A 21,012-nucleotide genomic window follows, 5' to 3' on the forward strand; every position below is an offset into this window, starting at 1 on the left:
CCAAGGGCGGCAGGGACGCCGCCCACCGTCTTGCCAACCGCCAATACAGCCGCCTCTCGAGGCGGCCCGTTATCGGGACAACAGGACAGGTTCGCTGCTATGCCACGACTGATGCCATGGAGCGTCATTGGACTGACGCTATTACCGGGCACCGCCCTTGCCGCCAGTGTCTTCTATGCGCCTCCGCCACCCGCGGACGACAGCCCCACCTTCAGCGGTGAAGCCGAGCTCGGCTTCACCCAGCTCAGCGGCAACACCAACAGCCGAACCTTGATCGGCAAGAGCCGATTGACCTGGCTGACCAGCCGCTACTGGACGCACACCCTTCGCAGCGAGGTGCGCAACGTCAGCCGCAACGGCGACACCAGCGCCGAGCAGTACCTGCTCTCCGGCCGCGAGCGCTATGACTTCGACGGCCCTCACTACCTCTTCGGCTTCGCCCGCTGGGAGAAGGACCGCTTCAGCGGCTACGACCAGCAGTTCACCACCATCGGTGGCTACGGCCGTGACGTCATCGAGACCGACCGGCACCGCCTATCGCTGGAGGCCGGTCCGGGGTACCGCCACGACCGGATCGATGGAGAGGAAAATAACAACCTGGGGGTCGTCTACAGCGCACTCGACTACCAGTGGACGTTCTCCGAATACTCCCACCTGCGCCAGGAAATGTCGGTGGAAGCGACCGACGAGAACACCACGTCGAGGTCGGTATCGTCAATTACCGCCCGGCTCAACTCGCGCCTGTCGCTGCGCCTCTCACACGAAGTCAAGCATGACTCCGACCCACCCGAGACGGCGGACGCGAATACCGACCAGACGACCAACGCGACATTGCTCTACACCTGGTAGCCGCCCGCGGCGATACGCACCCGAGCTATGACGCACCGCGCCGGCCCGAAGGCCGGCGCGGTCGTTTGATGGCGATCCCTGGGAGGGGAGTCAGCCGCCGTAGACGTCGTCCACCGTCTTCAACGGGTAATGGGCCGGGTATGGGCGCCGGGCCACGCCGGAGTCCACCGCCGCCTGGGCCACCGCCGCGGGGATTCGCTCGAGCAGGCGCACGTCCACTGGTGTCGGGATGATGTACTCGGGACCGAACTCCATGTGCTCGCGCTCGTAGGCGTCGAGCACCTCCTGAGGTACCGGCTCACGAGCCAGATCCTTGAGTGCATGGACGGCAGCCACCTTCATTTCCTCATTGATACGGGTGGCGCGTACGTCCAGCGCACCGCGGAAGATGAAGGGGAAGCCCAGCACGTTGTTGACCTGGTTGGGAAAGTCGGAGCGTCCGGTGGCCATGATCACGTCGGGCCGCGCCTCGCGCGCCACGTCAGGATGAATCTCGGGGTCGGGGTTGGTACAGGCGAAGACGATGGGGTTCGGCGCCATCTTGCGCATGTGCTCGGCAGTCATCAGGTTGGGCCCGGAAAGGCCAATGAACACGTCGGCACCGTCGATCGCATCGTCCAGCGTGCGCTTGTCGGTTTCCACGGCGAATATCGCCTTGTAGGGATTGAGCCCCTCGCGACCGGCATGGATGACGCCACGACGATCGAGCATGATCAGGTTCTCGGAGCGAGCCCCGCAGGCCACCAGCAGCTTCATGCAGGCAATGGCCGCCGCCCCGGCACCCAGGCATACGATCCTGGCATCTTCCAGGCGCTTGCCGGCGATCTCCAGCGCATTGAGCATGCCGGCCGCCGTGACGATGGCAGTACCGTGCTGGTCGTCATGAAAGACGGGGACGCTGCACTGCTCGATGAGCGCCTCTTCGATCTCGAAGCACTCGGGTGCCTTGATGTCCTCGAGATTGATGCCTCCCCAGGTGTCGGCAATGCGCGCCACCGTGTCGATGAAGGCCTGCGGACTCTCGGCGTTGACCTCCACATCCACCGAGTTGATGCCCGCGAAGCACTTGAACAACACCCCCTTGCCTTCCATGACCGGCTTGCTGGCCAGCGGACCAAGATTGCCCAGGCCAAGAATGGCACTGCCATCGGAAATCACCGCCACGAGGTTGCCCTTGCCGGTATAGCGGTAGGCATTCTCCGGATCTCGGGCGATCTCGCGCACTGGCTCGGCGACACCAGGACTGTAGGCAAGGGAGAGATCACGAGCGGTAGCGGTGGGCTTGGTCAGCTCCACGGAGAGCTTTCCGGGAATCGGCTTGGCGTGATAGTCCAGCGCTGCCTGCTTCTTGGCGTCTGTCATGCTGAGAATCCGGTATCCATGCTTTGGGAGGGCCACCTACCATATAGAAAAAAGTCTCATACCTCAACGGCCGCCCTGTTCGGCGATTTTAAATACTCATTCGCGAACGTTCGTCACCATTTGCTGCAACTTATGCTAACCCCCGCATCCATAACCCTTTCCTTATTACCCCGACCCCTGCAGGAATAACCCCAAGCTCCAAAGCATACAAAAAAAGAAAACCCGCCACGAAGGCGGGTTCTCTCGAGCGATGCGTCCGTCGCAGCGGGGCGAATCAGCCACGCTTCATGGCAGCACCGAAACGCTTGTTGAAGCGCTCGACGCGACCACCGGTGGTCGCCTGCTTCTGCTTACCCGTGTAGAAGGGGTGGCACTGAGAGCAGACATCCAGTGACAGGTCATGGCCGGCAGTGGTGCCGATTTCGAAGGTCGCGCCGCAGGAGCAAGTCGCGGTGACCATCTTGTAATCCGGGTGAATACCTTGTTTCATCTTGAGCCTCATGGAGCTGTATGCCGCCACCTGATCCATTGCCAGGCACCGCATACTGGGTTGTCTGTCGTCGCTATTCGTTCAACGTTAAGTCGTTCAACCAACCGGTAGCCGCCAAGCCTGTTTCACGAGCCAGGTGCCACGACGGCCGAACATTCTAGCAGAGTCGACGCCGGAGGCAAATTGCCCGATTCCATCTCTTCATCCCCGCCTCGCGTGCTGCGCGTGGCGGTACCCACGCCCCTGAGACGCCTGTTCGATTACCGCCCAAGCCGCGAAACCCCTGCCTGCGGATGGCGGCCTGGCGTGCGCGTGCGCGTGCCGTTCGGCCGTCGTCAGGTCATCGGCGTAGTGATGGAGTGCAGCGAGCGCAGCGACTTCCCCCTGGACCAGTTGAAACCGGTGGAGGCCTGGCTGGACGCCGAACCACTGCCGGAGGACTGGCTGTGGCTGTGTCGCTTCACCGCACGCTATTACCAGCATTCACTAGGGGATACCCTGCATCAGGCGATGCCTGTACTCCTGCGCCAGGGCCGCCCCCTCGCCGGGCGCATGCGTGAACGCTGGCAAGCCCTCGCCGAGCCCGGTGCCAACGACCCGCGCTTGAAACGTGCACCGCGCCAGACCGAGCTACTGGCCATGCTGCGCCAGCACCCGCACGGGCTGCACACCCAGGCAATCGTGGCCCAGGGCTTCAGCCGTGAACAGCTGCTCGTCCTGGTGGAGAAGAGGCTGGTCGACCGGGAGGAAATTCCCCTGGCCGCCGCCGAGCCCGTTACCTCTCAACTGCTCGCCGAGCCGGCATTGCCGCTCAACCGCGAACAGGCCACGGCACTGGCGGCGATACACGAACGCCTCGACGGTTTTCATCCCTGCCTGCTGCACGGCGTGACCGGCAGCGGCAAGACCGAGGTCTACCTGCAGTTGATCGAGGCCGTGGTCGCCCGCGGCCGCCAGGCCCTGCTGCTGGTGCCGGAGATCGGTCTCACGCCGCAGACTCTGGCGCGCTTTCGCAGCCGCTTTCGGGTGCCAGTGGTAGCGCTGCACTCGGGACTCACCGACAACGAGCGACTGGACGCCTGGGAAGCGGTGGCCAGCGGCCGTGCGTCGATCGTCATCGGTACTCGATCGGCGATCTTCACGCCATTGGCACGGCCCGGCGTGATCATCGTCGACGAGGAGCACGACGGCTCGTTCAAGCAACAGGAGGGGCTGCGCTATCATGCCCGGGACCTGGCCGTGGTACGCGCCAAGCATCACGCCATCCCACTGCTGCTGGGCAGTGCCACGCCGTCGCTGGAGAGCCTCTACCACGCCGAGCGTGGCAATTACCGCCACCTGCGCCTGACTCGCCGCGCCAGCCGCCACGCACCGGCCCAGCTGGAACTGATCGACCTGCGCGGACGCCCGCGCCAGGGCGGGCTGATTCCGCCGGTCCTCGAGGCGATCCGCGAGACGCTCGAGGCCGGTCATCAGGTGCTGGTGTTCATCAACCGTCGCGGCTTCGCTCCCACCCTGGCCTGCCACGCCTGCGGCTGGCTGGCCGACTGCGATCACTGCGATGCGCGCATGACCCTGCATCGCCAGCCGCCGATGCTGGCCTGTCACCACTGTGACAAGCGCCGGCCGGTGCCGGACGCCTGCCCCAACTGCGGCAGCGCCGACCTGCGTCCGCTGGGCAGCGGCACCGAACGTACCGAAGAGACCCTGGCTGCGCTCTTTCCCAAGGTACCGGTGCATCGCATCGACCGCGACAGCACGCGGCGACGCGACGCCTTCGAGCAAACACTTGGCGAGGTCAGGCGCGGTGCCCCCTGTCTGCTGGTCGGCACGCAGATGCTGGCCAAGGGGCACCACCTGCCCCACGTGACCCTGGTGATCGTCGTCAATGCCGATGCCGGGCTCTATGCCAGCGACTTTCGTGCCCTGGAGCACAGCGCGCAGCTTCTGGTTCAGGTGGCCGGACGCGCCGGACGTGCATCGCACCCGGGGCGCGTGCTGGTCCAGACCCTGCATACCGACGATCCGCATCTGCGCCTGCTCGGCGAACACGGCTATGACGCCCTGGCCGAGCAACTGCTCGCCGAGCGCCGCGCCGCTGCCCTCCCCCCCTTCCGCTTCCTTGCCTTGCTGCGCCTGGAGAGCCCCCGCGAGGAAGCCGCCATGTCGCTTGGACGTGATGCATCGGCCATGCTACGGCAGTGGGTCGGTGAGCATGCCCCCGACGTGAACTGCCTGGGCCCGGTGCCCGCCCCCATGGAACGGCGTCAGAACCGCTATCATATCCAACTGATGCTGAGCGCTGGCCGCCGCAGCCAGCTGCATGCCGCCTGCGCACGACTGACCGCCTGGCTCGAGGCCTTGCCCGAGGCGCGCCGGGTGCGCTGGTCGCTGGACGTCGATCCGCAGACGCTGAGCTGAACGCGGCCTTTAAAGCCGCGGCACAATTGCCGATAATGGTCGACCAGCCCATTTCTCGTGGCCGTGCCTTTTTCGCCAGTGCCGCAAGTCACCTCGTGCGCCCGCCGCTACAGGACATAACCGCTTCATGAAAGAGACGATCATTTCCCTGCTCGAGAATGCCCTCGACACGCTCAAGCAGCAGGGCACGCTGCCCGCCGATACCGCACCGGCCATCAAGGTCGACCCGACCAAGGACAAGGCCCACGGCGACTACGCCACCAACCTGGCGCTGATGCTGGCCAAGCCGGCCGGCAGGAAACCCAGTGAACTGGCCGAAGCGTTGATCGCGGCGCTACCAGCGAGCGATGCCGTGGAGAAGGTAGAGATTGCCGGCCCCGGTTTCATCAATTTCTTTGCCGCCACCGACGCCGCTGCCCAGATCGTACGCCAGGCGCTCGATGCCGGCGACGCCTTCGGTCGCAGCCTGGTCGGCTGCGGCCGAAAGGTCCAGGTCGAATTCGTCTCCGCCAATCCCACTGGCCCCCTTCACGTAGGCCACGGCCGTGGCGCCGCCATCGGCGACTGCATTGCCCGGCTGCTCGAAGCGACCGGCCATGACGTCACCCGCGAGTTCTACTACAACGACGCCGGCGCCCAGATCGCCAACCTGGCGCTGTCCGTTCAGGCCCGCGCCAAGGGTCTCACGCCCGACGACGACGCCTGGCCCGACGACGGCTACCGCGGCGACTACATCATCGAGGTGGCCAACGACTACCTGGCCGGCGAAACGGTGCACGCCGACGACCGCCACGTGACCGCCAAGGCCGACCCCGACGACCTCGATGCCATCCGCGACTTCGCCGTGGCCTGGCTGCGCCGCGAACAGGATCTCGATCTCAAGGCCTTCGGCGTCTCCTTCGACGTCTATTTCCTCGAGTCTTCGCTCTACCGCGAAGGCAAGGTCGAGGAAACGGCCGAGCGACTGATCGAGAAAGGCCATACCTACGAGCAGGACGGCGCCCTGTGGCTGCGCACCACCGGTTTCGGCGACGACAAGGACCGGGTGATGCGCAAGTCGGACGGCAGCTACACCTACTTCCTGCCCGACGTCGCTTATCACCTGAACAAGTGGCAGCGCGGCTTCACCACGGTCATCAACGAGCAGGGCGCCGACCACCACTCCACCGTCACCCGGGTTCGCGCCGGCCTGCAGGCGCTGGAGGTCGGCATCCCCAAGGGCTGGCCCGACTATGTGCTGCACCAGATGGTGATGGTGACCCGCTCCGGCGTGGAGGTGAAGCTCTCCAAGCGCGCCGGCAGCTACGTCACCGTGCGCGACCTGATCGACGAGGTCGGTCGCGACGCCACCCGTTTCTTCCTCGCCGCACGCCGGGCCGACTCGCAGCTCACCTTCGACATCGACCTGGCACGCTCACAGTCCAATGACAACCCGGTCTACTACGTGCAGTACGCCCATGCCCGGGTGTGCAGCATGCTGCGCAAGGCCGAGGCCCAGGACCTCGGTTTCGATCACGACCTGGCGATGGTCAGCTTGGCGAAACTGGAGGAAGACCAGGAAAAAGCAGTGATGAACCGCCTGGCACGTTTCCCCGAAGTGGTCAGCCATGCCGCTGCCTGCCGCGAGCCGCAGCAGGTCGCTCAGTACCTGCTGGATCTCGCAGCTGAGTTCCACTCCTGTTACAACGCCGTCAAGGTCATGGTCGATGACGACGAGTTGCGCAACGCCCGCCTGGCCCTGGGCCTGGCCACGCGTCAAGTGCTGCGCAACGGCCTCGATCTGCTGGGTGTCAGCGCCCCGGAGGAGATGTAAGCCATGGCCGCCCGTCGCACGCCCAAGAAACGCGGCGCCACCAGCAGCAGCCGCAAGCGAGCCCCTGCTCGTGGCCACGGCTTTCGCCTTCCCGGCTGGGTATGGGGGCTTGGCGGTGTCATCGCGGGTTTTCTGCTGGCCCAGCACCAGCACGGTACCGCCCCCTGGCAGGAGGGCAGCGACTCGCCGTTGGCCAGCCTGATGCCACGCGCTCCTACCGAGGAGACCCAGCCTGCGCCGACCGTCGAGCCACGCGAGCCGCGCATGCCGACCTTCGAGTTCTATACCTTGCTGCCCGAAGAGGTCGTGGCACCGCGGGAGGTGGCCTCGACCGCCTCGCCGCCGGAACCGACCGTCGTCGTGCCCCCGCCACTCGAACCCAGCGCCGCCACCGAATCGGCGCCGGACGACGACCCCATCGCCCAGGTCATTGCTGCCAACCTGCGTGATGAAGTCAATGCCACCCCAGAGCGCGAAGCGGAGGCACCGGCAGGCACGCGCTACATGCTGCAGGCGGCCTCGTTCCGCGAGCCGGGAGAGGCCGAACAGCTGCGCCAGCGGCTGCGCAATCTGAGTCTGGTGGCTCAGGTGAGCCAGGTGCAGTCCGCCGACGGCCAGACCTGGCATCGCGTGATGGTGGGCCCCTACGACGATACCCGCGAGCTCAACCGGGCCGAGGACCTGATGACTACCCAGGGAATCACGCCGCTGCGGCATCGCGCCACCAACTAAGCCGACGGCCTCTTCGCCCCAGCCGCTTGAATTCACCGCTCATCGCCCACACTTCAGTTGAACGCTCATTCACGGCCCCGGCTCGACCGGGTGCCGAAAGTCACCGGGAGCCCAGGCTCCCCGTTACGGAGTTATCTCCATGACCACGATCGTTTCCGTGCGCCGCGGTGACCAGGTTGCGCTGGCGGGCGACGGCCAGGTATCGCTGGGCAATACCGTGATGAAGGGCAACGCCAGCAAGGTACGCCGCCTCTATCGCGGCCAGGTGCTGGCCGGCTTTGCCGGTGGCACCGCCGACGCCTTCACTCTGTTCGAGCGCTTCGAGGCACAGTTGGAGAAGTACCAGGGCAACCTGGTCAAGGCCGCCGTGGAGCTGGCCAAGGACTGGCGCACCGATCGCGCCCTGCGCCGACTCGAGGCCTTGCTGGCCGTGGCCGACAGGAACGCTTCGCTGATCATCACCGGCAACGGCGACGTGGTAGAGCCGGAGCGCGGCATCATCGCCATCGGTTCGGGCGGCAACTTCGCCCTGGCCGCGGCCCGTGCGCTGCTCGAGAACACCGAACTCTCGGCTCAGGAGATCACCGAGAAGTCACTCGAGATCGCGGGTGACATCTGTGTGTTCACCAACCATCACGTCACCCTCGAAACGCTCTGAAGGCCGCCACCATGTCACAGATGACCCCACGCGAGATCGTCCACGCCCTGGACCAGTTCATCGTCGGCCAGCAGGACGCCAAGCGCGCCGTGGCCATTGCCCTGCGCAACCGCTGGCGGCGTATGCAGCTCGATGACGACCTGCGCCCGGAAGTCACGCCCAAGAACATCCTGATGATCGGGCCCACCGGGGTGGGCAAGACCGAGATCGCCCGACGCCTGGCCAAGCTGGCCCGTGCGCCTTTCATCAAGGTCGAGGCGACCAAGTTCACCGAGGTGGGCTATGTCGGACGCGACGTCGAGTCGATCATCCGCGACCTCACCGAGGCCGCCATCAAGCTGGTGCGCGAACAAGCCAAGGATGAAGTCAGTCATCGCGCCGAGGACGCCGCCGAGGACCGCATCCTCGACGCCCTGTTGCCGCCACCTCGTGGCCAGGAGGAGAGCTCGCGCAGCGACAGCTCCACTCGCCAGATCTTCCGCAAGAAGTTGCGCGAGGGCGACCTCGACGACAAGGAGATCGACATCGAGATCACCCCTCAGGGACCAGGCATCGACATCATGACCCCGCCGGGCATGGAGGAGATGACCAGTCAGCTGCAGAGTCTGTTCTCCAACATGGGCCGCCACAAGACCGAGACCCGCCGGGTCAAGGTCAAGGACGCCTTCGCCCTGCTGCGCGACGAGGAAGCCGCCAAGCTGGTCAACGAGGAGGAGATCAAGCACCGCGCCATCGACGCCGTGGAGCAGAACGGCATCGTCTTCCTCGACGAGATCGACAAGGTGGCCAAAGGCAGCGGCCAGTCCAGTGGAGGAGAGGTCTCCCGCGAGGGCGTTCAGCGCGACCTGTTGCCACTGATCGAGGGCTCCACGGTCTCCACCAAGTACGGCATGGTCAAGACCGATCACATCCTGTTCATTGCCTCCGGCGCCTTCCACCTGTCGCGTCCGTCGGACCTGATCCCCGAGCTGCAGGGTCGCTTGCCGATCCGGGTCGAGCTCGAAGCGCTGACGCCGGAAGACTTCAAGCGCATCCTCACCGAGCCTTCCGCCGCCCTGACCAAGCAGTACAAGGCGCTGCTGGCCACCGAAGGGCTCGAGATCGACTTCACCGAAGACGGCATCGAGCGCATCGCCGAGATCGCCTGGAAGGTCAACGAAGGCACCGAGAACATCGGTGCGCGACGCCTGCATACGGTAATGGAGCGACTGTTGGAAGACGCCTCGTTCAAGGGCGCCGATTTCGGCGGCCCGTTGACCATTGACGCCGACTACGTCGACTCCCAGCTCGCCGAGCTGGCCATGGACGAGGATCTGTCGCGGTATATTCTCTAAGCTGTCATGTGAGTAGTCGTCCAAGCGCGGCCCGGACAGCCGCGCTTCACCAATGCCAGTGGAGCCCTGCATGACTGCCCCCATCCCCAGCAAGATCCACTATCACAAGAAGGCCCGCGAGCTGGAACTCACCTATGCCGAAGGTGAGAGCCACCGCCTGCCGGTCGAGTACCTGCGCGTCTACTCCCCCTCCGCCGAGGTGCGCGGCCACCACCCCAGTCAGGCCGTGCTGCAGGTCGGCAAGAAGCACGTCGGCCTGAAGAACATCGAGCCGGTGGGCCGCTACGCCGTCAAGCTGGCCTTCGACGATGGCCATGACAGCGGTCTGTTCAGTTGGGAGTACCTGCATGAGCTGATCGAGCACCGCGAGGCCTACTGGGCCGACTACCTCCAGCGCCTGGAGAAAGCCGGCGCCAGCCGGGAGCCGCTGGGCATCGAGATCAAGCAACTCTAGCAGCCTGTCAGCAGGTCAAAGACAAGGGCGCCGGGGGAAGGCTACAATGTGGCGCACCAAGAGGCCCTGTCCTCACCTTTCCGCAGCGATTCGGGAGCCCTTTTCGCATGAGCCCTCACTCCACCCCCGGGGACCAGCGCACCACTCACTTCGGCTACCAGGAAGTGCCGGTAGAGGAAAAGGCCTCGCGCGTGGCCGACGTCTTCCACTCCGTGGCGGCGCGCTACGACGTCATGAACGATCTCATGTCGCTGGGCATCCACCGCCTGTGGAAGCGTCTCACCATCGAGCGCAGCGGGGTACGCCCCGGCCATAGCGTGCTCGACATCGCCGGAGGTACCGGTGACCTGACGCTCAAGTTCTCGCGCATGGTCGGTCCCCGCGGCCGGGTGGTGCTGGCCGACATCAACGAATCGATGCTGCGGGTCGGTCGCGACAAGCTGCTCGACAACGGCGTCGGCGGCAACGTCGAGTACGTGCAGGCCAATGCCGAGTGCCTGCCGTTTCCCGACAACAGCTTCGACTGCATCACCATCGCCTTCGGGCTGCGCAACGTCACCGACAAGGACGCCGCACTGCGTTCCATGGCCCGGGTGCTCAAGCCCGGTGGCCGGCTGCTGGTACTGGAGTTCTCCAAGCCGAACAACCCCGTGCTGACCCGCGCCTACGACGAGTACTCCTTCCGCCTGCTGCCCTTCATGGGCCAGATGGTGGCGGGCGACTCCGACAGCTATCGCTACCTGGCCGAATCGATTCGCATGCATCCCGACCAGGAGACGCTCAAGAGCATGATGGAGACGGCCGGACTGGAGCGGGTCGAGTACACCAATCTCACTGGGGGCATCGTCGCCCTGCATCGCGGCATCAAGCTTTGAGGTCGCAATGACGTTGACTCCGCCCCTGCTGTTGGCCGGCATCGAGCGCACTCTCAATGCCCTGCTCGCCCGCGACCTGGCTGCACCCACGCGCCTGGCCCGGCTGGCCGGCAGCCGGCTGTTGCTGCGTCTGGAACGCCCCTCGCTGACGCTGCTGCTGAGTTTCCATCCATATGGCGTCGACCTGATGCGACAGCAGGAACCCGACGAAGGCAGCGCCGATGTCGTGGTCGAACTCGATGCCGAGACGCTGGGTGAACTGCTGGGTGGCGAATCGCTGGAGCGGCTGATGTTCCGCGGGCGCCTGGCGGTGCGTGGACACGTGCACATGCTCGACGAGGTTCGCGAGCTGTTCTTCGATCTCGACATCGACTGGGAAGCGGAGCTGGCGCGCTGGCTGGGCGAGGTGCCCGCCCACAGCCTGGCCGAGGGGCTGAGGCGCGTGGCACGCTGGGGCCTGCGCGCCCAGGAGGAGATGCGCGCCGACATCGCCGAATACGTTTTCGAAGAGGCGCGCCTGCTACCCGGCCACCAGCAACTCGAGACCCTGCGCGACCATCTCACCGAGCTGGAGATGGCCACCGACCGCCTCGAGGCCCGCCTGGCCAGGCTGCGCCGAGGTCTGGAATGCGAGGGTTCGTCATGATGGGGCTTCGCCTGCTGCGCATCATGTGGGTGATCACCCGCTATCGCCTCGATACCCTGTTGCCGCTGCAGCGCCTGCCCTGGTGGCTGCGCCTGGCCTTCCTGCTCTCGCCGCTGCGCCTGGTACCGGTGGGACGGCGCTCGGGCGGTGAGCGCCTGCGCCTGGCCCTGGAGTCACTGGGTCCGATCTTCGTCAAGTTCGGCCAACTGCTCTCCACGCGCCGCGACCTGCTACCCGAGGAGATCTCCGACGAACTCAGGCGTCTGCAGGACCAGGTGCCCCCTTTCCCCGCCGACGAAGCCCGTGCGCTCGTCGAATCCGAGCTGCGCATGCCGCTGGACGCCGCCTTCGCCCATTTCGAGCCCGAGCCACTGGCATCGGCCTCCATCGCCCAGGTGCACGCCGCTCGCCTGCACAGTGGCGAAGACGTGGTGGTCAAGATCATCCGTCCCGCCATTGACCGCGTGATGCGTCAGGACATGGCGCTGATGTACCGGGTGGCAGGCCTGCTGACCCTGATCCCCGAAGCGCGCCGATTGCGCCCTGTGGAAGTGGTGCGCGACTACGAGGCCACCCTGTTCGACGAGCTCGACCTGCACAAGGAGGCGGCCAACACCTCGCAGCTCAAGCGCAACTTCAAGGACTCACCGCTACTTCACGTGCCCACGGTGCACTGGTCGCATACCCGTCGACGGGTCATGGTGCAGGAGCGTATCCATGGCATCCCGGTGGCCGACATCGCCGCCTTGAAGGCCCAGGGCACCGATCTCAAGCGGCTCGCCGAGCGCGGCGTGGAAATCTTCTTCACCCAGGTGTTCCGCGACAACTTCTTTCACGCCGACATGCACCCGGGCAATATCTTCGTTTCCCGCGAGCACCCCAACGACCCACAGTACATCGCCATCGACTGTGGCATCGTCGGCAGCCTGACCCGCGAGGACCAAGACTACCTGGCGCGCAACCTGCTGGCCTTCTTCCGCCAGGACTACTACGAAGTCGCCGCGCTGCACATCGAGTCGGGCTGGGTGGGCGAAGATACCCGCGCCAACGAGTTCGCCGCCGCCATCCGCACGGTGTGCGAGCCGATCCTGGAGAAGCCGCTCAAGGACATCTCCTTCGGCCAGGTGCTGCTGGGCCTGTTCCAGACCGCGCGCCGCTTCAACATGGAGGTCCAGCCGCAGCTGGTGCTGTTGCAGAAGACCCTGCTCAACATCGAGGGGCTGGGGCGCCAGCTCTATCCCGACCTCGACCTGTGGAGCACCGCCAAGCCCTACCTGGAACGCTGGATGCACGAGCGCGCCGGAGCGGTGGGCCTGTGGGAGTCGATCAAGCGCCAGGCACCGGAGCTTTCACGCCAGTTGCCCGAGCTGCCCTCCGTGGCCCACCAGGCGCTGAGCCGTATCGAACGCGAACATCGTCAGCGGCGCCGCCAGGCCCAGGCCCTGGGCGGCATCCAGCACCAGCTGCGCGAAGGGCGTCGCGGTGGCCGCCGCCTGCGCCTGGGGCTGCTGCTGGCCGGGCTGGCACTGGCCTGGCAGCCGCTCAGCGAATGGGCCGCCACGCAACCCTGGCCGGTCCTGGTCGCAGGCCTTCTTGGTCTGCTGCTGCTGGCTTGGCAATGAACTTGACTCACCGCAACCGGAATCGCTCCCATGCGTGATATTCTCGACGAACTCTTCGACGTGCTGAGCCAACGCCGTAGTGCCGATCCCGCCGAATCCTATGTGGCCGCCTTGCATGACAAGGGGCTTAACAAGATACTCGAAAAGATCGGCGAGGAAGCCACTGAAACCCTGCTCGCAGCCAAGGATGCGGAGGCCGGTGGCGACGCTGAACGCAAGGCACTGGTCGCCGAAACCGCCGACCTGTGGTTTCATAGCCTGGTGATGCTGTCGCATCTCGGACTCGACCACCGGGACGTGCTCGATGAGCTGGCCCGCCGCTTCGGAATTTCCGGGCACGAAGAGAAGGCCGCAAGGTCAAAGTAAAAATGTCTTCCGGATCCGCCGGAAACCCGAATCAGAGGTAAGTTTCATGTTAGGTGGCATCAGTATCTGGCAACTGCTGATCGTACTCGGCATCATCATCCTGATCTTCGGCACCAAGAAACTGCGTAACGTCGGCTCCGACCTGGGTGGCGCGGTCAAAGGGTTCAAGCAGGCCGTCAACGAGGAAGACAAGGAAGGCAAGGGCGACAAGACCCAGGCCAAGGTGACCCACGAAGAGCAACCCAATACTTATGACGTCCGCGCCGAGGAGAAGAAGGCCTCGGACAGTGTCGAGGAACGGGAAGAGCGCAAGTAAGCCTCCATGTTTGATATCGGCTTCCTGGAACTGCTGATCCTGGGGATCGTTGGCCTGCTCGTGCTCGGACCGGAGCGCCTGCCCAAGGCTGCGCGCACGGCGGGGCTCTGGGTCGGCAAGATCAAGCGCACCGTGTCGAGCATGCAGCGCGAGATCAACTCCCAGCTCGAGGCGGAGGAGCTGCGCCAGAAGCTCAAGGAGCAGCAGACCAAGCTCGACGAGAGCCTGAACAAGGCCAAGCGCGACGTGGAGAGCATCGCCCAGCCCTACTCGTCGTCGACGCCCCGCAAGGGCGACGATGAGCGGCCAGATGCCGTCGAACGCAAGGCCGACGGCGAAACGCCGCCGGCCGCTGCGCGTCTCGATGATGCCCTGGCCGATGCCAGGGCGGCAGGCGACAAGCCCTCCTCCTCCGACGATGACAAGGACGCCGCTTCCCGATGAGCGACTCCGACGACAAGCAGGAACTTGGCCAGGCTCCCCTGATCGAGCATCTGATCGAGCTTCGCTCGCGACTGCTGCGCGCCGTGCTGGCGATCTTCGTGATCTTCCTGGGGCTCTACCCCTTCGCCAACGAGATCTACACCTTCGTCGCCCAGCCGCTGATGGGCATGCTGCCGGAAGGTTCCCAGATGATCGCCACCGAGGTGGCCTCACCGTTCCTGGCTCCGTTCAAGCTGACCCTGGTGGTGGCGGTATTCGTCGCCATTCCCTACGTGCTGCACCAGGCCTGGGCCTTCGTCGCCCCGGGGCTCTACGACAACGAGAAAGCCCTGGCCCTGCCGCTGCTCGCCTCCAGCGTGGGGCTATTCTATGCCGGTGCGGCCTTCGCCTACTATGCGGTATTCCCGCTGCTGTTCCAGTTCTTCACCCAGACCGGGCCGGAGAACGTGGCGGTGATGACCGATATCAACCAGTACCTGAACTTCGTCCTCAAGCTGTTCTTCGCCTTCGGCGTGGCCTTCGAGATCCCCATCGCCACCTTCCTGCTGATTCTTTCCGGTGCCACCACGGTGGAAAGCCTGACGCAGAAACGGCCCTACATCATCCTCGGCTGCTTCGTGGTCGGCATGCTGCTGACACCACCTGACGTGATCTCGCAGAGCCTGCTCGCCGTGCCCATGTACCTGCTCTACGAGGTGGGCATCCTGTTCGGCCGCCTGGTGAGGCGCAAGAAGCGCAAGGAGAACGAGGCGACACCGGCCGAAGAACGTGACGACGCCTGAACTGACCAGCACTGCCCACCCCAGGTCTGAACGCGAAGCGCCCCCCGCTCTTGCCTAGCGGGGGGCGCTTTTCATCGGGCTCAGCGACGCCTACAGGTCCATCAGCTCGTCGATACGGTCGACCAGCTTGAAGATGCCTGTGGCGGCCTCGCTGATGCGAGTAGCGAGCATGTAGGCCGGGGTGGTCACCACGCGGTTCTCGAAGTCCACCACGATATCCTCGACGCCACAGCTGCGATGCAGACCGCCCATGGAGCTGATCGCACCGGAAACGCCAGGATCGTGGCCAATCGTCACTGCGATGCCCGGCCCCAACAGCTTGGGCACCAAGGCCGGGGCGATGCACATCAGGCCGATGGGTTTGCGCGCCTCGTAGAATGGCGCCACCGCCTCGACCAGTTCCGAGAGCGGCTCCATCTCGCTGCCGGCTTCGGCAAAATTCGACAGGTTCTTGGCCGCGCCGAAGCCACCGGGCAGAACCACCGCGTCGAACTCGTCGACCTCGAGTTCCTCCAGCGGGGCGATATCGCCCCGCGCCAGGCGCGCCGATTCGGTCAGTACGCTGCGCGACTCGCCTTCGACGACATCGCCACTACGATGGTCGATCACATGATGCTGCATGATGTCAGGCGCGAAGCAGCGATAGCCGATACCCAACTGATCCAGCCGCAGCAGGGTCAGGGTGGTCTCGTAGATCTCCGAGCCGTCCTGAACGCCGCAGCCCGACAGAATGACCGCCACTTGTTTGCTCATGCCTTTCTCCTTGTAATGAGGCGCCTCGAATGAAGGGCTCTGCCTTAATCCTGAAGCCAACACTTTAGAGAGTCGGACCGGGTGCGACAAGGCGTGACTTCCCGCACGGGGTAGCACTGATATACTCGATGCAACGTATTCGACGTCATCGCACAGTTATCCTTGCCGGGGCACACCTCCGTTACGCCATGGTCCACGGGTGCAACGCGGCCCCACAGCCGGAGTAGAACATCTTGAGTTTCATGACCACGCGCCAGTTCCCCGCCACACGCATGCGCCGCATGCGCCGTGACGACTTCTCGCGCCGCCTGATGCGGGAATCGACCCTGACCGCCGCTGACCTGATCTGGCCGGTGTTCGTGCTCGACGGCGAGCAGCGCCGCGAGGCCGTGCCATCGATGCCGGGCGTAGAGCGGCTGTCGCTGGATCTGCTGATAGAGGAGGCACGCGAGGCACACGACCTCGGCATTCCCGCCCTGGCGCTATTCCCGGTGGTGGACCAAACGCTGAAGAGCGAACTGGCCGAGGAAGCCTACAACGCCAGCGGCTTGGTCCAACGTAGCGTACGCGCGCTGAAGGCTGCCGTGCCGGAACTCGGCATCATCACCGATGTGGCCCTCGACCCATACACCATCCACGGCCAGGACGGCATCATCGATGAAAACGGCTACGTGCTCAACGACCGCACCGTGGAGACCCTGCTCAAGCAGGCGCTGTCCCACGCCGAGGCCGGTGCCGACGTGGTCGCCCCCTCGGACATGATGGATGGTCGTATCGGCGAGATTCGCCAGGTGCTCGAGCAGGAGCATCTGCACAACGTGCGCATCATGGCCTACAGCGCCAAGTACGCCTCGAGGTACTACGGCCCCTTCCGCGATGCGGTGGGCTCGGCCGCCAACCTGGGCAAGGCCGACAAGCGCACCTACCAGATGGACCCGGCCAACAGCGACGAGGCACTGCACGAGGTGGCGCTGGACCTGGCCGAAGGTGCCGACATGGTGATGGTCAAGCCCGGCATGCCCTACCTGGACGTGGTGCGACGCGTCAAGGACGAGCTCCGGGTGCCCACCTACGCCTACCAGGTGAGCGGTGAATACGCCATGCACATGGCCGCTTTCGACAACGGCTGGCTCGATGCCGACGAGGTCATCCTCGAGTCGCTGACGTGCTTCAAGCGCGCCGGCGCCGATGGGGTGCTGACCTATTTCGCCAAGCGCGCCGCCCGGCTCCTGGCTGGCTAGCTCAACCCCTCTTGAAGGCCGCCAGGTCGTGGGGGTCGAAGCCTTCGACCTGAGCGGAGAGCCCACGCTCCTCGCGGAGCTGGCGAACCCTGGCGCGCTCACCGATCAGCTCGCTGTCGTCATCCAGAGTACGACCATTGAGCTCGGCTAACTGGGCCATGCCCTGGTGATAGGCCGTCATCAGGTGCAGGGCCACGCCGTTGCCCTGTTCCATTTCGCGGCGCAGGGTGGCGAGATAACCGCTGAGCCGGGAGAGATGGTGCTTGAGCTGCCAGACATAGCGCATCTCGCGCATCCACGGGCGCTCGCGCAGCACGGCAAAGGTCAGGCTAGTGAACAGCAACCCGAGAAATACACCCAAGGCGTTGAGCCACAGGCTAGAACCGAAGGTCGCCACCAATAGCTGGGAGAACACCAGGCCGAAGACGATCAGCTGACCCGCCATGGCAACGCTGATGATTTTCGCCTTGCGACGGTAGGTTTCGGGATCGTGGTGTTCGAAGATGAACGACATGGAGGGGCTCCTGTGGCGATGCGATGCCGGGATTATCCCGGCATCGCCCGCCGAGGTACAGTCGCCCCGCGACCGAGAGTCAGCGTAGCCGTTCGGCCGCTTCCAGCAGCAAAGCCTCGGTGGCCTGCCAGCCCAGGCAGGGGTCGGTGACCGAGACACCATAGCGCAGCGCGCCGGGGGTCAGCGGCTGCTTGCCCTCCTCGAGGTGGCTCTCCAGCATCAGTCCCATGAGAGACGTTTCACCCGCCGCTCGCTGCGCCACCACGTCACGCAGCACCTCGGCCTGGCGGCGATGATCCTTGCGTGCGTTGGCGTGGCTGCAATCGACCATCAGCCTTGCCGGCAGCTCGGCATTCTCCAGCGCCTCACGAGCGGCGCGTACCGAGCCACTGTCGTAATTGGGCCCATGATGACCGCCACGCAGCACCATGTGGGCGTGGACATTGCCCGACGTTTCGCGCAGTGCGGGCCGACCCTGCTCGTCGAGACCGAAATGCCGGTGCGGATGCGCCGCGGCGTGGATGGCGTCCACTGCGACGCCCACCTCGCCACTGGTGGCGTTCTTGAATCCCACCGCCGCCTCCAAGCCACTGGCAAGCTCCCGATGCAGCTGCGACTCGGTGGTGCGCGCCCCGATAGCGACCCAGGCCAGCAGGTCATCGAGGTAGGCGGCCAGCATTGGCTGCAGCACCTCGGTGGCGACCGGCAGGCCCAGCGCAGCGACTTCATGCATCAGGTGGCGGGAGAGGTGCAGGCCACGCGCCATGTCGCCGCTGCCGTCCAGGTCAGGGTCGTAGGCCAGCCCCTTCCAACCCACCGTGGTACGCGGTTTTTCCACGTAGACCCGCATGACCGGGAGCAGCCGGTCGTCTACCTTGTGGGCCAGCTCGGCCAGTCGGTGGGCGTACTCCAGTGCCGCCATGGGGTCGTGGATCGAACAGGGGCCGACCACCACCAGCATGCGGTCGTCGCGCCCACACAGGATATCGTGGATGGCCCGGCGCTGGGCCGAGAGGCGTTCCGCCACCCGAGGCGCGACGGGCAGGCGGCTGCGCAGCTCGCCAGGGGTAGGTAGCGTCATACTCGCCCGGCTGGGGGCGTCGACAGAGAGATCGGCATGGCTATCGGCCAGGTGTTCAGCGAGGGATGCTGGGGCATTCATGGTCAACTCCGTGAGGTCGGCAAACATCGTGTCGTCTTGCCACCGGACATCTCACGGTCGGAGGTGGCGCACTGGGCCGACCGCGTGGCGCTAAATCGCCAGCCATAGCCCCAGCCATAATAGTCGTGGCGGGCCTGGGCGGCGAAAGTGGCGCTGCGTGCGGTCATGGTGCGTCTCCTGTGGTTGAATTCGATCGGGGTCAAATGTGCCTGGCTATCTCGCGCCCCCCACAACGCAAAACCCCCGATCGGGGTTGCCGACCGGGGGGTTTCTGGGGAGGCAACCCGGTTAGGGTGTGCCTTTGCGGCTGTCCTCGCTCAGGACCCAGCCGCCGGCACACCGGCACTAAACCAGTACCAATACTGACCACCGAAACCAACACCACGCACCTGCTCCGCGCGGGGGGCGCGGTCGAAGGCGTTTGCGGTCGAGGGTCGGTTCGGTGTCATGGTCGTCTCCAATGTTCTGGCTTTATCGTGCCCGATCAGCACAGGCTTGGCAAGCGCGGCCGTCAGCCCGTGATCACCTGGTACCAGCCGATCGTGGCCGGCAGCGCAGTCATACTCACCAGCACTACCAAGCCCAGCACTATCGACAGCAGGCCGCTGTCGTCCTTGAAGTCATGGTCGTTCGCCATGTTGGTTCCTCGTTCACGAGTTATCAGGGGGAGGAGTATTCTAGCGGAGGTGGCGACCGCCATCGACTGGAAGCGTGATACCGGTGACGTAGCGGTTGTCGAGCAGGTAGCGCAGGCTCTGATAGATCACCCCCGGCCCAGGCACCATTCCCATCGCCGACTTCGCCTTGGCTTTCTCGGCATACTCTTCACCGTCACCTTCGGCCAGCATGATCAAGGCCGGGGCAATGGCATTGACCTGGATCGCCGGGGCATACATTGCCGCGAAGGAGAGCGTCAGGTTGGCAAGCCCCGCCTTGGTGGCAGCATAGGCGATATGCTGCTTCGAGCCCTTCTGCACCAGGTAGTCGGTCATGTGCACGATATCGCGCTGTGGCTCGCCGCAGGCTTCGAGCAATTCGCGACAGTGCAGATTGATCAGGTAGGGCGCCAGCATGTGGATGCGGAACAGCTGCTCGAATGCAGCCCCCGCGGCCTCGCCCCGAGCATCGCGAGTCCAGTCGCTGGCATTGTGCACGATGGCCCTCAGCGTAGGCGTCTCTTCCTTTAGCCGGGCAATGAAGTCGAGAATGCCGCTCTCACTGGCAAAATCCGCCTGCAGCGTCACGATGCCGCGCTTGCGCATGGCTTCGAGTTCGGGCCGCTCGCGCCGGTAGCTGACGATGACGGGATGGCCATCCTCTACCAGACGCTCGGCACAGTGACGCCCCAGGCGCTGGCCACCTCCGGTAATCAGGATAGGCGCGGCACTCACCGCGCGCTCCCCCGACGCAGCACGCCGGCGGTGGGTACCAGCGGCTGACGCGGCGCATAGGCGAAGACGTCGGAGAAGACTCGCGACGGCTCGAGGCCCAGCGAGGCCAGCACGTCGACGCAGGCGTAGACCATGCCCGGCGAGCCGGAAAGATAGACGTCATACGCGCTGATATCTTCGAGCCCGGCGGCCAGCGCCTGGTCAATTCGGCCCAGGTGCCCCTGGGTACGCACACCAGACACCGGGGGCTCCGGCGCCACCTCGGTGACCACATGGAAGTGTACGCTGTCGTGCTGCTCGGCCCACTCCCGTGGCAGGCTCTCGAGGTACAGGTCGCGGCGTTCGCGGGATGCCCACCACAGCTCGATGGGCCGCTGCGGCGCCTGATGCAGCGAGGCTTCGACGATGGCCTTCATCTGGGAAAAGCCTGTGCCGGCAGCGACCAGCAGCAGCGGGCGCTGGCTAGTCGGGTCGAGCACGCAGTCGCCGTCTGGCAGGCGCACCGTCAGGTGATGCGCCACCACGATCAGTTCACGCAGGCGGGCGGAGTTTTCGCGCTCCGGCCAGTGCTGGATGTGCAGCTCAAGGGTACCGTCGCCGGCATGGGCGCTGGCAATGGAAAACGGTACCCAGGTCTCGTCATCAAGCTTGAGTTCGAGATACTGACCCGGCTCGTGGGCCATGGCCTCGGCACGTCCTTCCAGGCGCACGCGGAACACGTCGGGGGTCAGGTCCTCCACTGCCGTCACCTGGCAGGTCAGGGTCCTCGGGGTCATGCAGGCCTCTT

The 21,012-nt window shown here is 65.2% G+C and carries 24 protein-coding genes; 15 read left to right on the top strand and 9 right to left on the bottom strand.

Annotated elements, in window-relative coordinates; genetic code table 11:
• The first annotated feature begins 99 nt into the window (after window positions 1-99).
• Window positions 100-849, top strand: a complete 750-nt coding sequence (locus tag SPH52_RS02785; protein ID WP_411793472.1) for a YdiY family protein — start codon at window positions 100-102, stop codon at window positions 847-849.
• Between the two features lie 90 nt (window positions 850-939).
• Here the strand turns inward: SPH52_RS02785 and SPH52_RS02790 are convergent, their stop codons facing one another.
• Entirely contained in the window at window positions 940-2,211 is a 1,272-nt protein-coding gene (locus SPH52_RS02790) for a malic enzyme-like NAD(P)-binding protein (RefSeq protein ID WP_411793473.1), read from the bottom strand.
• A gap of 274 nt (window positions 2,212-2,485) precedes the next feature.
• Complete coding sequence (rpmE, locus tag SPH52_RS02795) at window positions 2,486-2,701, bottom strand: 50S ribosomal protein L31 (protein ID WP_411793474.1); 216 nt, start codon at window positions 2,699-2,701, stop codon at window positions 2,486-2,488.
• Window positions 2,702-2,884: 183 nt separating this feature from the next.
• Between rpmE and SPH52_RS02800 the strand changes: the two genes are divergently transcribed.
• The 13 genes from SPH52_RS02800 (at window position 2,885) to tatC (ending at window position 15,164) form a co-directional block, all read left to right on the top strand.
• Window positions 2,885-5,122 carry a primosomal protein N' gene (locus tag SPH52_RS02800; RefSeq protein WP_411793475.1) on the top strand — a complete coding sequence of 746 codons (2,238 nt, stop codon included), beginning with the start codon at window positions 2,885-2,887 and terminating at the stop codon, window positions 5,120-5,122.
• Between the two features lie 127 nt (window positions 5,123-5,249).
• Window positions 5,250-6,935 carry an arginine--tRNA ligase gene (argS, locus tag SPH52_RS02805; protein ID WP_411793476.1) on the top strand — a complete coding sequence of 562 codons (1,686 nt, stop codon included), beginning with the start codon at window positions 5,250-5,252 and terminating at the stop codon, window positions 6,933-6,935.
• A 3-nt stretch (window positions 6,936-6,938) separates the two neighbouring features.
• Window positions 6,939-7,667, top strand: coding sequence for an SPOR domain-containing protein (locus SPH52_RS02810; RefSeq protein ID WP_411793477.1), 729 nt, complete (start codon window positions 6,939-6,941; stop codon window positions 7,665-7,667).
• A 139-nt stretch (window positions 7,668-7,806) separates the two neighbouring features.
• Window positions 7,807-8,325: an ATP-dependent protease subunit HslV gene (hslV, locus tag SPH52_RS02815; protein WP_167112359.1), complete on the top strand. Its 519-nt coding sequence runs from the start codon at window positions 7,807-7,809 to the stop codon at window positions 8,323-8,325.
• Window positions 8,326-8,336: 11 nt separating this feature from the next.
• The gene (hslU, locus tag SPH52_RS02820; RefSeq protein WP_411793478.1) at window positions 8,337-9,659 is read left to right on the top strand and encodes an ATP-dependent protease ATPase subunit HslU; all 1,323 of its coding nucleotides are present in this window, start codon (window positions 8,337-8,339) and stop codon (window positions 9,657-9,659) included.
• 70 nt (window positions 9,660-9,729) lie between these two features.
• A complete protein-coding gene (locus tag SPH52_RS02825; protein WP_411793479.1) occupies window positions 9,730-10,113 on the top strand; it encodes a gamma-butyrobetaine hydroxylase-like domain-containing protein in 384 nt (127 codons plus the stop codon).
• 107 nt (window positions 10,114-10,220) lie between these two features.
• A complete protein-coding gene (gene ubiE, locus SPH52_RS02830; protein ID WP_411793480.1) occupies window positions 10,221-10,988 on the top strand; it encodes a bifunctional demethylmenaquinone methyltransferase/2-methoxy-6-polyprenyl-1,4-benzoquinol methylase UbiE in 768 nt (255 codons plus the stop codon).
• A gap of 7 nt (window positions 10,989-10,995) precedes the next feature.
• Window positions 10,996-11,634, top strand: a complete 639-nt coding sequence (locus tag SPH52_RS02835; protein WP_411793481.1) for an SCP2 domain-containing protein — start codon at window positions 10,996-10,998, stop codon at window positions 11,632-11,634.
• Window positions 11,634-13,256, top strand: coding sequence for a ubiquinone biosynthesis regulatory protein kinase UbiB (gene ubiB, locus SPH52_RS02840; RefSeq protein WP_411793600.1), 1,623 nt, complete (start codon window positions 11,634-11,636; stop codon window positions 13,254-13,256). Before SPH52_RS02835 ends, ubiB begins: the two co-directional genes overlap by 1 nt.
• A gap of 30 nt (window positions 13,257-13,286) precedes the next feature.
• Window positions 13,287-13,622 carry a phosphoribosyl-ATP diphosphatase gene (locus tag SPH52_RS02845; protein WP_411793482.1) on the top strand — a complete coding sequence of 112 codons (336 nt, stop codon included), beginning with the start codon at window positions 13,287-13,289 and terminating at the stop codon, window positions 13,620-13,622.
• A gap of 46 nt (window positions 13,623-13,668) precedes the next feature.
• Window positions 13,669-13,938: a Sec-independent protein translocase subunit TatA gene (gene tatA / locus SPH52_RS02850; RefSeq protein ID WP_411793483.1), complete on the top strand. Its 270-nt coding sequence runs from the start codon at window positions 13,669-13,671 to the stop codon at window positions 13,936-13,938.
• A gap of 6 nt (window positions 13,939-13,944) precedes the next feature.
• Window positions 13,945-14,382 (top strand): Sec-independent protein translocase protein TatB, encoded by a 438-nt coding sequence (gene tatB, locus SPH52_RS02855; RefSeq protein ID WP_411793484.1) that lies wholly within the window; start codon window positions 13,945-13,947, stop codon window positions 14,380-14,382.
• Window positions 14,379-15,164 (top strand): twin-arginine translocase subunit TatC, encoded by a 786-nt coding sequence (gene tatC, locus SPH52_RS02860; protein WP_411793485.1) that lies wholly within the window; start codon window positions 14,379-14,381, stop codon window positions 15,162-15,164. The genes tatB and tatC overlap by 4 nt, the downstream gene beginning before the upstream one ends.
• Before the next feature lie 90 nt (window positions 15,165-15,254).
• Here the strand turns inward: tatC and elbB are convergent, their stop codons facing one another.
• Window positions 15,255-15,917 (bottom strand): isoprenoid biosynthesis glyoxalase ElbB, encoded by a 663-nt coding sequence (elbB, locus tag SPH52_RS02865; RefSeq protein WP_411793486.1) that lies wholly within the window; start codon window positions 15,915-15,917, stop codon window positions 15,255-15,257.
• 242 nt (window positions 15,918-16,159) lie between these two features.
• Here elbB and hemB point away from each other — a divergent pair, with 242 nt between their 5' ends.
• On the top strand, window positions 16,160-17,158 hold the full coding sequence (hemB, locus tag SPH52_RS02870) for a porphobilinogen synthase (protein ID WP_411793601.1): 999 nt from the start codon (window positions 16,160-16,162) through the stop codon (window positions 17,156-17,158).
• A gap of 1 nt (window position 17,159) precedes the next feature.
• Here the strand turns inward: hemB and SPH52_RS02875 are convergent, their stop codons facing one another.
• The 6 genes from SPH52_RS02875 to SPH52_RS02900 form a co-directional block, all read right to left on the bottom strand.
• A complete protein-coding gene (locus SPH52_RS02875) occupies window positions 17,160-17,672 on the bottom strand; it encodes a DUF3087 family protein (RefSeq protein ID WP_411793487.1) in 513 nt (170 codons plus the stop codon).
• Between the two features lie 79 nt (window positions 17,673-17,751).
• Window positions 17,752-18,834 carry a 3-deoxy-7-phosphoheptulonate synthase gene (locus tag SPH52_RS02880; RefSeq protein ID WP_411793488.1) on the bottom strand — a complete coding sequence of 361 codons (1,083 nt, stop codon included), beginning with the start codon at window positions 18,832-18,834 and terminating at the stop codon, window positions 17,752-17,754.
• A gap of 2 nt (window positions 18,835-18,836) precedes the next feature.
• On the bottom strand, window positions 18,837-19,001 hold the full coding sequence (locus SPH52_RS02885; protein ID WP_411793489.1) for a hypothetical protein: 165 nt from the start codon (window positions 18,999-19,001) through the stop codon (window positions 18,837-18,839).
• Window positions 19,002-19,345: 344 nt separating this feature from the next.
• On the bottom strand, window positions 19,346-19,471 hold the full coding sequence (locus SPH52_RS02890; RefSeq protein WP_411793490.1) for a hypothetical protein: 126 nt from the start codon (window positions 19,469-19,471) through the stop codon (window positions 19,346-19,348).
• A 40-nt stretch (window positions 19,472-19,511) separates the two neighbouring features.
• Window positions 19,512-20,225, bottom strand: coding sequence for a dihydromonapterin reductase (folM, locus tag SPH52_RS02895; RefSeq protein ID WP_411793491.1), 714 nt, complete (start codon window positions 20,223-20,225; stop codon window positions 19,512-19,514).
• Window positions 20,222-21,001 carry an NAD(P)H-flavin reductase gene (locus SPH52_RS02900; protein ID WP_411793492.1) on the bottom strand — a complete coding sequence of 260 codons (780 nt, stop codon included), beginning with the start codon at window positions 20,999-21,001 and terminating at the stop codon, window positions 20,222-20,224. Before SPH52_RS02900 ends, folM begins: the two co-directional genes overlap by 4 nt.
• Window positions 21,002-21,012: the final 11 nt, after the last annotated feature.

The organism is Halomonas sp. A29 (genome assembly GCF_046723295.1).
In the GTDB taxonomy this organism is placed as follows: Bacteria; Pseudomonadota; Gammaproteobacteria; order Pseudomonadales; family Halomonadaceae; genus Halomonas.

What these genes read in the sequence shown, in the direction of transcription:
- rpmE (WP_411793474.1), bottom strand. Translation starts at nt 2,701, where the DNA reads ATGAAACAAGGTATTCACCCGGATTACAAGATGGTCACCGCGACTTGC.
- hslU (WP_411793478.1), top strand. Translation starts at nt 8,337, where the DNA reads ATGTCACAGATGACCCCACGCGAGATCGTCCACGCCCTGGACCAGTTC.
- hemB (WP_411793601.1), top strand. Translation starts at nt 16,160, where the DNA reads ATGACCACGCGCCAGTTCCCCGCCACACGCATGCGCCGCATGCGCCGT.
- SPH52_RS02880 (WP_411793488.1), bottom strand. Translation starts at nt 18,834, where the DNA reads ATGAATGCCCCAGCATCCCTCGCTGAACACCTGGCCGATAGCCATGCC.
- SPH52_RS02785 (WP_411793472.1), top strand. Translation starts at nt 100, where the DNA reads ATGCCACGACTGATGCCATGGAGCGTCATTGGACTGACGCTATTACCG.
- SPH52_RS02875 (WP_411793487.1), bottom strand. Translation starts at nt 17,672, where the DNA reads ATGTCGTTCATCTTCGAACACCACGATCCCGAAACCTACCGTCGCAAG.
- SPH52_RS02845 (WP_411793482.1), top strand. Translation starts at nt 13,287, where the DNA reads ATGCGTGATATTCTCGACGAACTCTTCGACGTGCTGAGCCAACGCCGT.
- SPH52_RS02790 (WP_411793473.1), bottom strand. Translation starts at nt 2,211, where the DNA reads ATGACAGACGCCAAGAAGCAGGCAGCGCTGGACTATCACGCCAAGCCG.
- SPH52_RS02835 (WP_411793481.1), top strand. Translation starts at nt 10,996, where the DNA reads ATGACGTTGACTCCGCCCCTGCTGTTGGCCGGCATCGAGCGCACTCTC.
- argS (WP_411793476.1), top strand. Translation starts at nt 5,250, where the DNA reads ATGAAAGAGACGATCATTTCCCTGCTCGAGAATGCCCTCGACACGCTC.
- hslV (WP_167112359.1), top strand. Translation starts at nt 7,807, where the DNA reads ATGACCACGATCGTTTCCGTGCGCCGCGGTGACCAGGTTGCGCTGGCG.
- SPH52_RS02810 (WP_411793477.1), top strand. Translation starts at nt 6,939, where the DNA reads ATGGCCGCCCGTCGCACGCCCAAGAAACGCGGCGCCACCAGCAGCAGC.
- SPH52_RS02885 (WP_411793489.1), bottom strand. Translation starts at nt 19,001, where the DNA reads ATGACCGCACGCAGCGCCACTTTCGCCGCCCAGGCCCGCCACGACTAT.
- SPH52_RS02890 (WP_411793490.1), bottom strand. Translation starts at nt 19,471, where the DNA reads ATGGCGAACGACCATGACTTCAAGGACGACAGCGGCCTGCTGTCGATA.
- tatA (WP_411793483.1), top strand. Translation starts at nt 13,669, where the DNA reads ATGTTAGGTGGCATCAGTATCTGGCAACTGCTGATCGTACTCGGCATC.
- elbB (WP_411793486.1), bottom strand. Translation starts at nt 15,917, where the DNA reads ATGAGCAAACAAGTGGCGGTCATTCTGTCGGGCTGCGGCGTTCAGGAC.
- tatC (WP_411793485.1), top strand. Translation starts at nt 14,379, where the DNA reads ATGAGCGACTCCGACGACAAGCAGGAACTTGGCCAGGCTCCCCTGATC.
- SPH52_RS02825 (WP_411793479.1), top strand. Translation starts at nt 9,730, where the DNA reads ATGACTGCCCCCATCCCCAGCAAGATCCACTATCACAAGAAGGCCCGC.
- SPH52_RS02900 (WP_411793492.1), bottom strand. Translation starts at nt 21,001, where the DNA reads ATGACCCCGAGGACCCTGACCTGCCAGGTGACGGCAGTGGAGGACCTG.
- tatB (WP_411793484.1), top strand. Translation starts at nt 13,945, where the DNA reads ATGTTTGATATCGGCTTCCTGGAACTGCTGATCCTGGGGATCGTTGGC.
- ubiE (WP_411793480.1), top strand. Translation starts at nt 10,221, where the DNA reads ATGAGCCCTCACTCCACCCCCGGGGACCAGCGCACCACTCACTTCGGC.
- ubiB (WP_411793600.1), top strand. Translation starts at nt 11,634, where the DNA reads ATGGGGCTTCGCCTGCTGCGCATCATGTGGGTGATCACCCGCTATCGC.